Origin of the sequence: Chryseobacterium sp. JV274 (assembly GCF_903969135.1) — a bacterium.
Lineage (GTDB): Bacteria > Bacteroidota > Bacteroidia > Flavobacteriales > Weeksellaceae > Chryseobacterium.
The window spans coordinates 1,059,822-1,074,551 of sequence record NZ_LR824569.1 but is presented as its reverse complement, the minus strand read 5'-3'; the positions used below and the strand labels follow the sequence as shown (position 1 = coordinate 1,074,551).

The window sequence follows — 14,730 nt, the reverse complement described above, 5'->3', positions numbered from 1 at the left end:
GCAGTCTGCTTACTAATAGCTTCAGCTGTTCCCTTAACTATTCTTCACTCCTTACAAAATCTTAATGGTTCAAATAAAAATTCAGCATAGATTCCTATAAATTCAACGGTTGATGATCATTAAATAATTTTTTCTTAATATTTTTACTTAAACAAAATAGGAAACAATAAGAATTGAATGAAGAAAATTATTTACGGGCTGTTCTTCGGTGACAGCATTACCTATGGGGAATATGATGGCGTTTTTGGAGGTTGGGTAGATATTTTGAAAAGATATGCCTTACAGCAATTTCACGAAGGAAATGGAGATGAACTGATTCTATTCAATCTTGGAATAGGAGGAGAAACTACGGAAGGTTTACTGAAAAGGATTCCTCACGAACTCAGTGCAAGAAATTCTGCAGACGGAAACATTGTTTTTTTAAGCCATGGAGCCAATGATCTTGCCGTAAAAGAAGGAGTACAGATCGTAGATCCTGAAAAATTTAAAAGCAATATGAGTGCTGCCATCGCATATGCCAAAGAATATTCCAACGAAATTTATCTTGTGAGCATTCTCCCTTTCTCTGAAAAAATTGATGGAGTGGTAGTAAGTTCCGGTAAAAAAAGAATCAACGAAGATGTTGTTGTATATAATAAAATACTTAAAGATCTTGCGGCAGAACATTCACTGGGATATATTGATTTTTATGCTGCTTTTCTGGAAGATAAAGAAATTTTATTATCTGCAGACGGAGTACATCCCAACGAAAAAGGCTATGGAATGATGGCTGAGGTTGCCATCCCAATCATTGAAAAATATTTATAATGGCAAATTTATTTTCTTACGGAACTCTGCAGAAAGAACAGGTACAGCTTGAAACCTTCGGAAGACTTTTGCAAGGTGAGAAAGATGTTTTAACAGGATATAAACTGAACAGTCTAGAAATTACAGACCCTGAAGTACTGCGGAAAAGCGGTCAGAAATACCATCCTGTCCTAGAGTTTTCAGGAAACGATGACGATCAGATAGAAGGAGTGCTTTTTGAGGTAACAGAAGCGGAAATCCTACAGGCAGATGAATATGAAGTGGATGACTATAAAAGAATTGAAACTGTTTTTAAATCCGGGAAGAAAGGATTTATTTACGTCGGAAAATAGTCATTGCGAGCAAAGCGAAGCAATCTCAATAAAAAGTTAGTAATTAAATATTCAATAGGAGTGGGTTATTATCCTGAGCGTAGCCGAAGGGAGCCCACCCTTTCCATAAAACACAAATCCACGGCTTTAGCCAAAACTTAAAATACACCCATACTCCTGACATACCCTTGTCACAACCTGTCCTTATATTTGTCCTACAACAAAAATCAAGAAATGAATAACGTGAAAGTGGAACCTTTTAAGGTCATCGGAATCTCAGTAAGAACAACCAATGAAAATGAGCAGGCAGCAAAGGATATCCCTGTATTATGGGAAAAAATGATCAATGAGGATATTCTCAATTCAATTCCGAATAGGATAGATAAGACCATTTATTCCATTTATACGGATTACGAAAAAGACCATACAAAGCCTTATACAACAGTTTTGGGATGTAAAGTGGAAAACCTTGACAATATCCCTGAAGGAATGGTTGGGTATTCTTTTGACGGTGGAGATTACGTAAAATTTACCACAAAAGGAGACCTTTCAAAAGGGTTGGTAATCAATGAATGGTTGAAAATATGGGAAATGGACCTGGGAAGAATATTTACAGCTGATTTTGAAATCTATGGAGAAAAAGCACAGAATCCGTCAGATGCGGAAGTTGATATCTTAATCGCGGTGAAATAAAATCAGAAAGAAAATATAGACTGGTCAATAATAAAAGCCTGCCACATTCATATGGGCAGGCTTTTATTATTTCACTATTGATTACTTATATAAAATATATTTTGTATAATCATTAATTCCATCGTTGTTATGATCTTCATTATCAGTCACAAGGAAAATGAATTTGTTAGCAGAAAGTTCAAGTACTTTTGCCGTATTATTTCCTATTGTAATGTCCATATTCGCAGAAGAATAGGTATAACTAAGAGTAGCTTCAGCCTTTTGACATTCGGAATTCACACTGTTATAGTCTGTCATATAATATTTCCCATCATTTTTGAATTCATAAGTGCTCTTCTTCTTGCAGTCATCGGGAGCATATTCTTTTATAACCGTTGTTTTATCAGTGCCGGAAACGGTATATTCAGTTTGTATTTTCCATGTTCCGATAACATTACTTGTAGTATTTCCATTGTTGTCAACAGGTAAAGTATCGCTGTCGTTACTACATGATGAAAGAAGTACCAAGCCCAGAACTCCTGTCAAAATCTTTTTCATAAGTTAATTTTTCGCGAACATAATAAAAAATATTCAGAAGTATCTTGAATTTATAAAAACAGGTGTTTTATTGTTCTTATCAATCTTAAAATATATTTTCCATACACCAGAATCCCAACAATCACTGAGGCAGTGGCTGTTAGCACAACGGCTCCTGCAGCAATATCTTTAATAAAGCCAATTCTTTTGTCGTAATCAGGCTGGATGATATCACAGATCTTTTCAATAGCCGTATTGAAAATTTCAGCACTTAAAACAGCAAAAGAAGCAATAAGAACCAATGCAGCATCTGTACTGCTTAATTTGAAATAAAAAATAAAGAAGAGATTGACGAAGAATGCCAGCAGCTCAATCTGGAAATTTCTTTCCGTTTTTATCATCATGAAAACACCCCGGAAAGCATTGAGAAAACTTTTATGAATGGGAGGTTTTTGCATGATTCTGAAACTTTTCAGACAAAGATAGGATTTGTATTTTGATTGGTATGAATTATCTTTTATATTCGAAACAGGATATTATCAAAGAAAATAATCAATATTTACCCTCTTTTGCCTCCAATACCGATGTTTTAAATACGTTTTGAAGAAAAAAAGTACAAATAGAAATTCGGATAAGGTGAATATTTTAATGAATATTACAAGATCAAAAGAATTTTAAGCATAATATCAAGGCTCAAAACAGATTAAGGATATTTGTGAAAAACTCCTCCATATTATTCTTTTCTTTATTGTATCTATTTATTATATTTGTAGAAACTTATTTTATAAATCTATGAAATTTATTATTTCAAGTGGTGAACTGCAGAAGGCGTTGCAAACTGTAAGTGGCGTAATATCAAGCTCTCAATCGAGACCGATTTTAGAAAACTATCTTTTTGAATTAGACGGAAATAATGTTACCATTACAGCATCTGACGGCGAGACAACTCTTGTTACTTCTCTGGAAGTAAAGTCTGATGATACAGGTAAATTTGCTGTTCCTGCTAAAATTTTTCAGGATTTTATCAAGACATATGGCGAACAGCCTCTGACATTTGTTGTAAAAGACAATGCCGAAGGTACGGGAAGCCAGCTTGAGATTTTAGATGAAAAAGATAATTTCGCAGTAGCATTAGACAATGCTGATGATTATCCTGAATTGCCGGAATTTGACGCTTCACAAAGTGTTACAATGCCAGCTGGAGTTTTGTCTGAAGCTTTGACGAATACCCTATTTGCTACAAGTAATGATTCTCTTCGTCCGGTAATGACAGGAGTTCTTTTCCAGTTTGGAGAAAACGAAACCAATTTCGTATCTACAGACTCCCACAGATTGGTGGTATACAAAAGAGCTGATCTGATGAATGCTGAGCCGATGGAGTTTATCATGCCTAAAAAGCCTCTTAACATTTTCAAAAATATCCTGGCAAGTTCCAACGAAGACGTTACGATTGACTTCAATGAGAATATGGCCAAGTTTACTTTTGATAAACATATCTGGATCTGTAGACTGATCGATGGTAAATATCCAAACTATACAGCGGTAATTCCAAAGGAAAATCCAAATGTATTGACGATCAACAGAAACCTTTTATTAGGAGCGATCAAAAGAGCATCTATCATGTCCAACAAATCTACCAATCAGGTAAGATTCAAGCTTTCCGGAAATATTCTTCACCTTCATGCAGAAGATACTGAATATGCAAACAAAGCAGACATGCAGATTCCTTGTGACTACAACGGAGAAGATATCAATATCGGATTCAGCTCTAAATTTTTAACTGAAATGCTGACGATTTTAGGATCTGACGATATCACTATGAAAATGTCTCAACCTAACAGACCAGGGATCATTGAACCACTTGACGGTCTTGAAGAAAATGAAAATATCCTAATGTTATCAATGCCGGTTATCGGGTTGTAATAGTAAGATAACAAATAATAGAAAGCCGGATTTTTCCGGCTTTTTTTGTAATCCCGTATTCCTTTCCTACACATAGTTGTAGTAAGAAAAAACATTTTAATAAACATGAAAAAAATAACAATTCTTATTGTACTACTACCATCTATTGCTTTATTTTCACAAAATACTATTAAGGTTTATCATGAAAAAAAAGGGGATACTTTAAGCCTTTATGCGGATAATCAGGCAATTTATCCAATGTCCTTAGTGTTTGCAGGAGTTCCGGAAGTAGAGAATATGAAAATTCCTAAACCTTTTAAAACAACTCAGGTGATTCCTGCAAAATCGGTGAAAAATAAGATAGGCTTTTTTGTTGTTGCAGACAAAATGAAAAGCTGGAAGGTGAAAAATATCCCAGGTTATATGATGTATATCGGAGATGTTACATTAAAAAATTACGATAAAGATTATCACTATGATTTACCTTTTAAAAAGGGCAGATCATTTAATATTTATCAAGGATATAATGGAACTTTCTCGCATCAGAATGAAAATTCTTTAGATTTTACAATGCCCGAGGGAACCGAAGTCGTTGCTGCGAGAGACGGACTTGTAACAGATCTGGTAAGTACCAGTAATATTGGATGTCCAACAAGAAGTTGTGTAGATAAAGCAAATTATATCACTATTTTACATCCGGACGGAACCTTTGCATAATATTACCATTTAAAGCAAAACGGAGTCAAAATACACATTGGGGATCAGGTGAAAAAAGGAGATGTTATTGGGCTAAGCGGAAATACAGGTTGGAGTAAAGGCCCTCATTTACATTTTGTATGCTATCTTCCAAGAGTAGAAAATGAAAAATATAGGGAAACTCTCAAAACTCTTTTCAGAACAGGGAATGGCAGTAAAGGCGAGTATTTGACAGAGAAGAAAACCTATTCAAAAGAATATTAGATAGTGTCAAATCATTTCATTTATAAATTATTTGATTGATTCGTGTTTAAACAGTATATCATGGAAATAAAAATACAGTCTTACCACACCTCAAATCTTCCGTCAGAATTTACCACTGAAAATTACAGTGTTGTTCTATGGAAAGGTTCCGGTGTTTTCTCCGTGGATGATATTAATTATTCTTACAGCGGATACAATATACTGTTTCTTTCCCCTTACCAGAAGGCTAAATTGGTTTCAGAATCTGATGAGACTATTCATGTCCTTTTCTTCCATGGTGATTATTACTGTATAGAATATCATAAAGAAGAAGTGGCCTGCAACGGGTTTCTTTTCAATAATATTTACCTGAACCCGGGGGTTGAACTGTCAGAAGAAAACTATAACTATATTCTCGAACTTTTTAATCATATCAAAAAAGAAGAATCCGAAAAGCATCAGTTTTCAGAATCCATTATCAAAACTTATATACAGCTTATCCTTGCCATTGGAAGCAAACAGAAAAGCAGTATTGAGAATAGTATGCTTTCTCAGGATAAATTACCCAATAAAAATGCTGCTGAATTTCAGAAACTGCTGGAGGCCCATTTTAAAAATGAAAAGGAGCTGTCATTTTACAGTGATAAACTTAGCATAACCAATAATACATTAAGCAAGGCTGTAAAGAAAGAATTTTCGAAAACGCCTACTCAGCTTATCAATGAAAGAATCATCCTGGAATCCAAAAAATTGCTGCATTTAACCTATAGGTCTGTAAAGGAAATTGCTTCAGAGCTGGGATTTACCGACGAATTTTATTTCAGCAGGTATTTTAAAAAATCGGTAGGATGTTCCCCCAAAAAATATAGAGGGCAAGTAGGAATCTCTGTGGTGGCGAAAATGTCCATGTAATGTCCTCAAATATCTATGTTAGGGCTGTAAGCGCGTGAATACCTTTGTTAAAAAATAAATCACATGCAAGACAACAGACTTTACCACCGCTTATTACAATTGGATACGTACTTTTTCAATTTTCTCAGAATTTCAGTTTTTATCGTTATGGCCTGGATTGGAGGCTTGAAAGCATTTCATTATGAAGCTGAAGGAATTGTCCCTTTCGTTGCCAATAGCCCTTTGATGAGTTTTTTCTACAAAAATGCCGGGAATAAAGTTCTTAATGAAGACAAAAAGCTTGTTGCAGAATATACCCTGTACAAAAATCCGGAAGGGAAGGTTATCCGGAAAAATATTGATTGGCATAAAGAAAATAGAACATATACATTTTCTTATGGTTTGGGGGCAATGATCGTAATAATCGGACTTTTGGTGCTGCTGGGGATCTGGTTTCCTAAAATCGGAGCAGTGGGAGGTGCTTTAACGTTTTTGATGTCATTGGTTACCCTGTCATTTTTGGGAACCACTCCCGAAGTGTACGTGCCGAATCTGGGTGGAGATTATCCGACTCCTCAGTTTGGATTTCCCTATTTGTCCGGAGCAGGACGTTTGGTCTTGAAAGATATTATCATGATGGCCGGAGGGCTGGTACTATTTTCTGATAGCCTGAAGAAAGTAATGAGACCATCTGACCAATAGATTCATCAATCAGAAGCGGAACTATTAATGAAAATTAATTATCTTAAAGTCGCTTCTAAATTTCTCTATTTCTCAAAAAAACACGACATTTGTAGCTCGAAAAATCACACCGGAATTAGGGGTGGAATTTCAAATAAAAGTTTCAAAATAGAGCAGATGAAACCTTAAGGCTCATTTGACGAATTAAATAAGTAGATAGATAAACAAATGAAAATATCAAACAACTGGCTGAAGGACTTTGTAAAAACGGAATCAAAAACTGAAAGAATCGGTGAATTCCTTACAGATATAGGTCTTGAGGTTGAAGGGATAGATAAATTTGAAAGCGTAAGAGGCAGCCTTGAAGGAATTGTTGTAGGTAAAGTATTAACCTGCGAAAAGCATCCGAATGCTGACAAACTGAAGAAGACAACAGTAGACGTAGGAAACGGAAAAATATTGAATATTGTTTGCGGAGCTCCTAACGTGGAAGCAGGGCAAACCGTTCCTGTAGCCGTTGTCGGAACAAAAATCTATGACAAAACCGGAAACTTTTTTGAAATTAAAGAAGCAAAAATCAGAAGTGAGGTTTCTCAGGGAATGATCTGTGCAGAAGATGAATTAGGTCTGAGCGATGATCACGGAGGAATTATGGTGCTGGATGAAACCAAATATGAAGTAGGTAAAAACTTCGCTGACTATTTTGAGCTAACTAATGATGAGGTGTTTGAAATTGGGTTAACTCCAAACAGAACAGATGCTATGTCTCACTATGGGGTTGCAAGAGATTTACATGCCTATCTTTCTACAAACCAACTGAAGTCTCAATTCAATAAAGTAGCTTCCGAAGTTTTGAATAATGAGGGAACTCATGATTTCAAACTGGAAATTGAAGATGCTGAATTGTGTCCAAGATACATTGGAGCCGTTATTGAAGACGTAAAAGTAGCAGAATCTCCATCTTGGTTAAAAGACAGACTAAAAGCGATCGGGCTAAGCCCGATTAACAACGTTGTAGATATTACCAACTATATTCTTCATGGGTACGGACAGCCGCTTCACGCATTTGATGCAGATAAAATTGCAGACAAGAAAGTGAAAGTAGGTGTCGTAAAACCGGGAACGAAATTTACCACTTTAGACGGGGTTGAAAGAACATTGAATGGTTCTGAAATCATGATCAAAGACGGTAAAGATAATCCAATGTGTATCGCCGGAGTATTCGGTGGTGAAAATTCCGGAGTATCGGAAACTACAAAAACCATATTCCTTGAAAGTGCTTATTTCAATCCGATTGCAGTAAGAAAAGGAGCAAAAGCCCATAGCCTGAATACAGATGCTTCTTTCAGATTTGAAAGAGGAGTAGACCCGAACCTTACAAGAACGGCAATTACTCATGCTATTAAAATGATTCAGGAAATAGCTGAAGGAAAATTGGTAGGAGACCTGTTGGAAGAATATCCTAAGAAAATAGAAGATAACTATGTGATTATTAGATTCTCTAAAATTGAGCAGATTTTAGGAACAAAAATTCACAGAGAAAAAGTAAAGGAAATCTTGAAAGCACTGGAAATTCAGGTTTTAAATGAAATTCCTAACGGTTTTGAAATCTCTGTTCCTGCTTACAGAGCAGATGTGACAAGAGAAATTGATGTCATTGAAGAAATCTTAAGAATCTACGGATACAATAAAATTGATGCTCCACAGAAGTTTTCATTTACGCCAGTTAAGCTTAGTACTAACGATCAGGATGAACTGGAAAATAACTGGGCAAGATCTTTACAAAGCATTGGTTTCAATGAAGTAATGAATAACTCATTGACTTCTGTAAAAGATGAAACTGATGCCGTAAAACTGTTAAATCCTTTAAGCGGGGATTTAGCATTCATGAGAAAGTCTTTATTGGAAGGACTTCTTCAGAATACAGTATACAATATCAACAGAAAGAATCAAGATATCAAATTCTTCGAATTAGGAAAAATTTATCACAAAAAAGATAAATACGAAGAAAGAAAACAATTGGCTTTGTTGGTTTCCGGAAGAGATGTTGCAGAAAACTGGCTTCAGCCTAAGTCTGCTGTAAGTTTCTATAACCTTAAGGCTTATGTAAAAGTTTTATTGGAAAGACTTGCTGTAGATTATAAAGAAGGTGCTTTGTCTGATGAGAGATTCTCTGATGCATTGGTATATGAAGTGGATGGCAAAGCTTTGGTAAGAATCGGAAAAGTGGCACCAGCTTTGTTAAAAGACTTTGATATTGATCAGGATTGTTTCTATGCAGAAATTGAACTGGAATATGCTCAGGAACTGCGTTCTAAAAACGAATTGAAATTTAAAGACATTCCGAAATTCAACAAAATCAGAAGAGACCTAGCTTTATTGATTGATAAAAATGTAAACTATCAGGATTTATATCAGACTGCTAAAAAGAATAAATCTCCATTCATTAAGAGTGTTAATCTATTCGATGTGTATGAAGGTAAGAATCTTCCTGAAGGTAAGAAGTCTTATGCAATGAGCTTCGAGCTGTTAAACGAAGAAAAAACATTGGAAGAAAAGGAAATCACAGAAGTAATGGATTCTCTGATCAAAGCTTTCCAGAAAGAATTCAATGCCGAATTGAGATCTTAATACTTGAAAATATATATTTCACAATATAATAGAAACGGACTTTTTAAAGTCCGTTTTTTTGTTTTAAGAATGTTGTTAGGGTTTGGCTAAAGCCATTTGAATGTAAAAGGGGGCTTCCTTCGTCTACGCTCAGGATTATAACCCATTCCTATTGAATTGAATTGTATTGTATATTTTCTTATGATTCGATATTTGGTCTATCCATAATCCTTGTCACTCCGTAGAAGTCTCGGCACAGTATGTTTTCAGATACTAAGCATAATATAGATTCTTTCAAAATGACAAAGTTACCGTTGAAATTTCATCAAAGATAAAATCCTTGCGCCTTAGAAGCGTTCCTGATTAAAACCATTTGCACCATTGCGTTAAGCTTTACAATGCCGGTTTATGATAATGAATACTCCTTTTTATTGCTAAAATTAGAACAGAAAAAATTTCAAAATGTCAACTGTTAAAGAATAATAAAATTCACCGCAGCCCGTTTAAATAATATAATTTCCGTAAATTTGGATTAATTCAAAAAGAAAAAAATGAAAAATCTTTTTTTAAGTATATGTGCAGCAGCAGTACTGGCATCATGTGGATCCATGACAAGCCCGTCTGCATCTAAAGTAGGAAAGGCTCAGCCTGCTCTTGCCAATACAAAATGGACTCTGGCTGAAAGTGTAAAAGGTAAGGTTCCGACATTAAATATTGAAGGAGAGAAAATTACAGGAAATGCAGGGTGTAACAACTATTTCGGAACAGCTTCAATAGATCCGTCTACAGGTGGTTTTACAGCCGGGCAAATGGGATCTACAAAAATGATGTGCAACAACATCGGAGTTGAGCAGAACTTTATGGATATGATGGGAAAAGCAAATAAATATGTGATTTCCGGAAATACTTTAGAATTGTATAAAGACAATCTCTTGCTATTGAAATTCACTAAATCAGAATAAAAAACAAAAGGAACTCAATTGAGTTCCTTTTTTATGTTTAGAGTGTTATTAATCTTCCTCTTCTTCGTCGTACTTAGCCAACTCTTCGTCGCACCATTTAAACGCTGCTTCTACTACTTTAGTAGCTTCGTCTGCCATAGTTTCTTCATCATCACCTTCAAGATCATCTAACCACTCAACTTCTTCTTCCTCAACGTTTAAGATAAATCTTGGGTATTCTGTATGAACTACGAATAGATCTTCTGGAAACTCCGAATTATCTGCTAATAAAAACTTTGGTAATTTCATTTTTTTAATGTTTTAACTTTCTCAAAGATAAATAAAATTATTGACTTTAAAATTACTTCAAAAACATTTTTGAAACTTTTTCAGCTTTTTTGCTTTCAGAATAATCGTAGAATCCTTCCCCTGATTTTACACCAAGTTTCCCTGCTGTTACCATATTTACAAGCAATGGGTTAGGGGCATACTTTGGATTTTTGAAACCATCATACATTACATTCAGGATGGCAAGACATACATCAAGACCAATGAAGTCTGCCAGCTGAAGCGGGCCCATTGGATGTGCCATTCCCAATTTCATTACTGTATCAATTTCTTCTACACCAGCCACTCCGTTATAAAGAGTTTCGATAGATTCATTAATCATTGGCATCAAAATTCTGTTGGCCACGAAACCTGGATAGTCATTCACTTCTACAGGAACTTTACTCAAAGTTTTGCTCATTTCATAGATTGCATCAAAAGTTTCTTTAGAAGTAGAATATCCTTTGATGATTTCTACCAGTTTCATAATCGGAACCGGGTTCATGAAGTGCATCCCGATTACTTTATCAGCTCTTTTTGTAGCAGCAGCAATTTTTGTGATAGATATAGATGAAGTATTAGTTGCAAGGATACAGCCTTCAGGAGCCAGTTCATCCATTTGGCCAAAGATCTTCAGTTTAAGGTCCATGTTTTCTGTAGCAGCCTCTACAATAAGGTCTGCAGCGCCTACTGCATCATTCAATGCTGTGAAAGTAGTGATGTTTCCCAGCGTTTCAGCTTTTTGCTCTTCTGTAAGATTTCCTTTAGCAATGATTCTGTCAAGATTGGTAGTAATGGTTTTCAAACCTCTGTCCAGAGCTTCCTGAGATACATCAACAAGATTTACTTTAAAACCGCTTTGTGCGAAAGTATGTGCAATACCATTTCCCATGGTTCCCGCTCCGATAACTACAATGTTTTTGATCATTTTTCCTTTATTTTTTATAGATAGTTAAATTTTTTACGTCAATAAGATCTGTTTGAGAAACAACAGTTGCCGAATCAAAGAAAACGTTTCCTGTGTTTTGGGTTTTCTTACTGTTGTTCTGATTAGAAACAGTAGCCGTTAATCCTCTTATAAGACGGCTTTTTTGATTTTTTGTAAGATAGTCAGTACCAACATATAATGTAAATTCACCTTCTCTGCCTCTGCCTTTCTGTAAAAGAATTTCCAGGCTTTTTACCCTGCTTTTGTTCTTGAATTCCTTCAGATAGCTGATGACAGGTTTATCAGATGGCGGGCCGCAGCATACACTTCCATAGCTGATCTCTAAATAATTCTGATTCTTCTGTGAGTAAAAGAATGTGAAAGCCAGCAGAGCCGTTGTTACTATTATTTTTTTCATGTTAAAAATCGCTTTAAAAATAAGCTTAAAATTTTATTTATTAAAATATTCCCAAACCTCCTTAGAAATATCAGAAATCATCCTGCAGTTTACCGCATCCGTTTCCATTGAGTTACTGACAAATACAGCTAATGCATAATGTGTCCCATTTGGTAAAGTAACGATGCCAATTTCATTTTCCGCCCCTGTTAAACCAGCCTTATTTTTTCCGGAAGCTCCCGTTTTTCTGGCCACAGGAGTGTTTTTTGGAAGTTGTTCTACCATTTTGTTTAATCCTGTTGAAGTAGACAGCATTACCTGCATCAGATAATCTGTTGATTTTTTTGATAATAATTTTCCATCATAAAACTTTTTCAGGACATGAACTGCAGATTTTGTAGTGCTGTAATTTTCATACTGAGCCTTCCAGTCTTTATGCATTCCCTCTTCATTATATTTGATCTGAAAACCCTTCACCCCTTTGGAATCCATGAATTTTTGTACGGGCTGGGTTCCTCCCAATAACTTAAGAAGAATATCGCAGCCATTATTATCACTTTTGGCAACAGTATATTCAATCACTTCACTTAACGGAACTTCAACATTGCCTCCCGGATACTTATCACGAAGCGGCGACCATGTATTTTCAAGTAAATTTGATTTGTTCAGTACAATTTTCTGATCTAACGAAAGCTTTCTCTGATCTACAGCATTCAGAACTGCAGCTGCAATGTGGAATTTGAAGACACTTTGCATCGGAAGATTCTTATCTGCATTTTTATCATAGGTAAAACCATTTTCAAAACCCAGAACAGAAACTCCCACTGTTGCTTTTTTGTTCTTAAGAATTGAATGTATTTTTTGTTCCAATAGCGATGTCTGAGCAAATGTAAATGCAGAAATCAGAAGAAAAAGAAATGCTGTTTTTTTCATAATACCGAAATTAAAAAGCTCTCCTTTGAAGACCAAAAGAGAGCTGCAATTTAAGATATTTATTACTATTTTACTTCAAAATAATTCAGATTGACCCCATCATTTTCAAAGAATATTCTGATCTTGTTTTCCCCCTTCTGAAGGCTGATGTTTTTAACAGAAGCCGTTTTCCAGTTCTCATTTCCTCCACTGGAAGCTAATAATATGGTAGCTAAAACTTTTCCGGAAGCTGTCTCAATCCTTATTTTTGAATCACTGGCTGCCGCATAGCGGATGTCAAATGTATAATTTTTGTCTCCTTTTGACTGAACCGTATACTGGAGCCATTCCCCGGATTCTGTTTTCCCCACATAATACTGATTGGTGATTTGATCATTACACTTATAAATGTCTACACCGTCATTTCTCATCTGCTGTCCGGAGTTCCATTCTGATCTTTTGGCAGGGTCACTTACCCATAGATTAATGAAATCTTTATCCAGATAGGCAGAACCCATTTTACCCAGATCATATTCTGAAGCAAATATCCTTCCCGGAACCTGATGATTTTTAAATGGCTTTGTTGAAGCATCAGTTGTCTGCCTGAACATCGCATCAATAACATCTTTTTTGACTTCTGTATTGCTCAGTTTATAGTTGTCAGCAATCTGTAGTAAAGCTTTTTTTGCATACTCTTTAGACGGTTTTTCACCACCGTTTTTCCAGTAATCCAGTAGTTTTTCATATTCAGGTGTGATCTTGACATTGGTGATCCCTGCAATATTATCAATCTTTTTCATCGGCCAGAATGCATACCCGATATTATGTTTATCCAAAAGTTGGATTAGCTCAGTAAACCAAACATTGGAATTTTCACCTGTTTCACCCAGCCAGATAGGCATATTATGCTTTTCTCTGAGATCCAGTGCAAATTTCAGTGTTTGATCATCATTGTAGTTCCAGTATTTATGGAAGCTGAAAGCCATATTATTGTCCCAGATAGCCGGCAGCCCGTTATAATTATTCCCCCAGCCGTTTCCTTCAATGAAAATTATATGCTTTTTATCAACCTCTCTGATTGCTGCTGTAATATCCTTCTGAAGTTTCCAAAGCGGGGCATTAGACATTTCATCTGTACCATTAGGGTTTTTACCTGTGAAATTAATATTAGGCTCATTAATCAGGTCGTAGCCGCCAATCCATGGGCTGTCTTTATATCGTTCAGCCAGTTTTTTCCAGAATGCTATGGTTTTTCTCTGATTTTCTTCATTGGCCCAAAGTGAAGGTTTAGACTTATCATTATCAGAAATATTGACATCATTTCCCTGTCCGCCCGGAGCAGCATGAAGATCCAGGATGAGGTAGATTTTATTAACGGCACACCATTGAAGCAGGTCATCGGTCATTTTAAAACCCTCTTCCAGCCATGTATCTTTTCCTTTTACAGGTTCTTTTTCAATCGGAAGTGTGTAAAGATTATAATGCATGGGAAGGCGTATTGAATTGAATCCGGATTTTGCCAGAAAATCAATATCCTGTTTGGTGATTCCGTTTTTCAGATAAGCTTTGTAGAATTCATTCATTCCGTCTTCACCAACTAAATCCGCAATTTTTTCCTTAATCTTATACTGAGGGCCGGCAAAGTCAGCTGTTTTCAGCATGTATCCTTCCTGAAGCATCCAGCCGCCCGGGCCCAGGCCTCTCAATTGGATATTTTCACCTTTATCATTAACGATTTTCTGTCCTGAAATCTTTAATAATTGCGATGTCCCAAATTGAGACAATAAAAGTACGGATATTACAATAGCTCTTTTCATAATGGTTTCAATGGTTTAAAATAATAGGATAATTAGAGGTTATAATGAATGACGACAT

16 protein-coding genes and 1 pseudogene are annotated in these 14,730 nt (G+C 35.7%); 10 read left to right on the top strand and 7 right to left on the bottom strand.

Features of this window, described 5'->3' with window-relative positions; all coding sequences use genetic code 11:
* The first annotated feature begins 177 nt into the window (after window positions 1-177).
* From CHRYMOREF3P_RS05120 to CHRYMOREF3P_RS05110, 3 genes are all read left to right on the top strand, one after another.
* Window positions 178-807, top strand: a complete 630-nt coding sequence (locus CHRYMOREF3P_RS05120; protein ID WP_180564012.1) for an SGNH/GDSL hydrolase family protein — start codon at window positions 178-180, stop codon at window positions 805-807.
* The gene (locus tag CHRYMOREF3P_RS05115; protein ID WP_077416403.1) at window positions 807-1,139 is read left to right on the top strand and encodes a gamma-glutamylcyclotransferase family protein; all 333 of its coding nucleotides are present in this window, start codon (window positions 807-809) and stop codon (window positions 1,137-1,139) included. Before CHRYMOREF3P_RS05120 ends, CHRYMOREF3P_RS05115 begins: the two co-directional genes overlap by 1 nt.
* 213 nt (window positions 1,140-1,352) lie before the next feature.
* Window positions 1,353-1,811 carry a GyrI-like domain-containing protein gene (locus CHRYMOREF3P_RS05110; RefSeq protein ID WP_077416405.1) on the top strand — a complete coding sequence of 153 codons (459 nt, stop codon included), beginning with the start codon at window positions 1,353-1,355 and terminating at the stop codon, window positions 1,809-1,811.
* Between the two features lie 81 nt (window positions 1,812-1,892).
* Here CHRYMOREF3P_RS05110 and CHRYMOREF3P_RS05105 read toward each other — a convergent pair whose 3' ends face one another.
* Together CHRYMOREF3P_RS05105 and CHRYMOREF3P_RS05100 are read right to left on the bottom strand one after the other, a co-directional pair.
* On the bottom strand, window positions 1,893-2,348 hold the full coding sequence (locus tag CHRYMOREF3P_RS05105; RefSeq protein ID WP_077416407.1) for a lipocalin family protein: 456 nt from the start codon (window positions 2,346-2,348) through the stop codon (window positions 1,893-1,895).
* Window positions 2,349-2,398: 50 nt separating this feature from the next.
* Window positions 2,399-2,785 (bottom strand): diacylglycerol kinase family protein, encoded by a 387-nt coding sequence (locus tag CHRYMOREF3P_RS05100; protein ID WP_180564011.1) that lies wholly within the window; start codon window positions 2,783-2,785, stop codon window positions 2,399-2,401.
* Window positions 2,786-3,119: 334 nt separating this feature from the next.
* Between CHRYMOREF3P_RS05100 and dnaN the strand changes: the two genes are divergently transcribed.
* The 7 genes and pseudogenes from dnaN (at window position 3,120) to CHRYMOREF3P_RS05070 (ending at window position 10,312) form a co-directional block, all read left to right on the top strand.
* Window positions 3,120-4,250 (top strand): DNA polymerase III subunit beta, encoded by a 1,131-nt coding sequence (gene dnaN, locus CHRYMOREF3P_RS05095; protein WP_077416411.1) that lies wholly within the window; start codon window positions 3,120-3,122, stop codon window positions 4,248-4,250.
* A 105-nt stretch (window positions 4,251-4,355) separates the two neighbouring features.
* Complete coding sequence (locus CHRYMOREF3P_RS05090) at window positions 4,356-4,946, top strand: M23 family peptidase (RefSeq protein ID WP_232538971.1); 591 nt, start codon at window positions 4,356-4,358, stop codon at window positions 4,944-4,946.
* A 12-nt stretch (window positions 4,947-4,958) separates the two neighbouring features.
* Window positions 4,959-5,189 (top strand): annotated as a pseudogene (locus tag CHRYMOREF3P_RS24300) (M23 family metallopeptidase); the annotation flags it as partial.
* 60 nt (window positions 5,190-5,249) lie between these two features.
* On the top strand, window positions 5,250-6,080 hold the full coding sequence (locus CHRYMOREF3P_RS05085; RefSeq protein WP_180564010.1) for an AraC family transcriptional regulator: 831 nt from the start codon (window positions 5,250-5,252) through the stop codon (window positions 6,078-6,080).
* Between the two features lie 63 nt (window positions 6,081-6,143).
* Window positions 6,144-6,761, top strand: a complete 618-nt coding sequence (locus CHRYMOREF3P_RS05080; protein WP_077416417.1) for a DUF417 family protein — start codon at window positions 6,144-6,146, stop codon at window positions 6,759-6,761.
* 207 nt (window positions 6,762-6,968) lie between these two features.
* Entirely contained in the window at window positions 6,969-9,371 is a 2,403-nt protein-coding gene (gene pheT / locus CHRYMOREF3P_RS05075) for a phenylalanine--tRNA ligase subunit beta (protein WP_180564009.1), read from the top strand.
* Window positions 9,372-9,901: 530 nt separating this feature from the next.
* Window positions 9,902-10,312, top strand: coding sequence for an META domain-containing protein (locus tag CHRYMOREF3P_RS05070; RefSeq protein WP_180564008.1), 411 nt, complete (start codon window positions 9,902-9,904; stop codon window positions 10,310-10,312).
* Between the two features lie 48 nt (window positions 10,313-10,360).
* Here the strand turns inward: CHRYMOREF3P_RS05070 and CHRYMOREF3P_RS05065 are convergent, their stop codons facing one another.
* The 5 genes from CHRYMOREF3P_RS05065 to CHRYMOREF3P_RS05045 form a co-directional block, all read right to left on the bottom strand.
* Window positions 10,361-10,600, bottom strand: a complete 240-nt coding sequence (locus tag CHRYMOREF3P_RS05065) for a hypothetical protein (protein WP_002977986.1) — start codon at window positions 10,598-10,600, stop codon at window positions 10,361-10,363.
* A gap of 52 nt (window positions 10,601-10,652) precedes the next feature.
* Window positions 10,653-11,543: a 3-hydroxybutyryl-CoA dehydrogenase gene (locus CHRYMOREF3P_RS05060; protein ID WP_180565750.1), complete on the bottom strand. Its 891-nt coding sequence runs from the start codon at window positions 11,541-11,543 to the stop codon at window positions 10,653-10,655.
* Window positions 11,544-11,553: 10 nt separating this feature from the next.
* Complete coding sequence (locus CHRYMOREF3P_RS05055) at window positions 11,554-11,964, bottom strand: hypothetical protein (protein WP_077416421.1); 411 nt, start codon at window positions 11,962-11,964, stop codon at window positions 11,554-11,556.
* Window positions 11,965-11,997: 33 nt separating this feature from the next.
* A complete protein-coding gene (gene bla-A / locus CHRYMOREF3P_RS05050; protein ID WP_180564007.1) occupies window positions 11,998-12,876 on the bottom strand; it encodes a CGA/CIA family class A beta-lactamase in 879 nt (292 codons plus the stop codon).
* 65 nt (window positions 12,877-12,941) lie between these two features.
* On the bottom strand, window positions 12,942-14,672 hold the full coding sequence (locus tag CHRYMOREF3P_RS05045) for a cellulase family glycosylhydrolase (protein WP_180564006.1): 1,731 nt from the start codon (window positions 14,670-14,672) through the stop codon (window positions 12,942-12,944).
* Between the last annotated feature and the right edge of the window lie 58 nt (window positions 14,673-14,730).

Coding starts and splice junctions, on each gene's coding strand:
- CHRYMOREF3P_RS05120 (WP_180564012.1), top strand. CDS start 178: ATGAAGAAAATTATTTACGGGCTGTTCTTCGGTGACAGCATTACCTAT.
- CHRYMOREF3P_RS05115 (WP_077416403.1), top strand. CDS start 807: ATGGCAAATTTATTTTCTTACGGAACTCTGCAGAAAGAACAGGTACAG.
- CHRYMOREF3P_RS05110 (WP_077416405.1), top strand. CDS start 1,353: ATGAATAACGTGAAAGTGGAACCTTTTAAGGTCATCGGAATCTCAGTA.
- CHRYMOREF3P_RS05105 (WP_077416407.1), bottom strand. CDS start 2,348: ATGAAAAAGATTTTGACAGGAGTTCTGGGCTTGGTACTTCTTTCATCA.
- CHRYMOREF3P_RS05100 (WP_180564011.1), bottom strand. CDS start 2,785: ATGCAAAAACCTCCCATTCATAAAAGTTTTCTCAATGCTTTCCGGGGT.
- dnaN (WP_077416411.1), top strand. CDS start 3,120: ATGAAATTTATTATTTCAAGTGGTGAACTGCAGAAGGCGTTGCAAACT.
- CHRYMOREF3P_RS05090 (WP_232538971.1), top strand. CDS start 4,356: ATGAAAAAAATAACAATTCTTATTGTACTACTACCATCTATTGCTTTA.
- CHRYMOREF3P_RS05085 (WP_180564010.1), top strand. CDS start 5,250: ATGGAAATAAAAATACAGTCTTACCACACCTCAAATCTTCCGTCAGAA.
- CHRYMOREF3P_RS05080 (WP_077416417.1), top strand. CDS start 6,144: ATGCAAGACAACAGACTTTACCACCGCTTATTACAATTGGATACGTAC.
- pheT (WP_180564009.1), top strand. CDS start 6,969: ATGAAAATATCAAACAACTGGCTGAAGGACTTTGTAAAAACGGAATCA.
- CHRYMOREF3P_RS05070 (WP_180564008.1), top strand. CDS start 9,902: ATGAAAAATCTTTTTTTAAGTATATGTGCAGCAGCAGTACTGGCATCA.
- CHRYMOREF3P_RS05065 (WP_002977986.1), bottom strand. CDS start 10,600: ATGAAATTACCAAAGTTTTTATTAGCAGATAATTCGGAGTTTCCAGAA.
- CHRYMOREF3P_RS05055 (WP_077416421.1), bottom strand. CDS start 11,964: ATGAAAAAAATAATAGTAACAACGGCTCTGCTGGCTTTCACATTCTTT.
- bla-A (WP_180564007.1), bottom strand. CDS start 12,876: ATGAAAAAAACAGCATTTCTTTTTCTTCTGATTTCTGCATTTACATTT.
- CHRYMOREF3P_RS05045 (WP_180564006.1), bottom strand. CDS start 14,672: ATGAAAAGAGCTATTGTAATATCCGTACTTTTATTGTCTCAATTTGGG.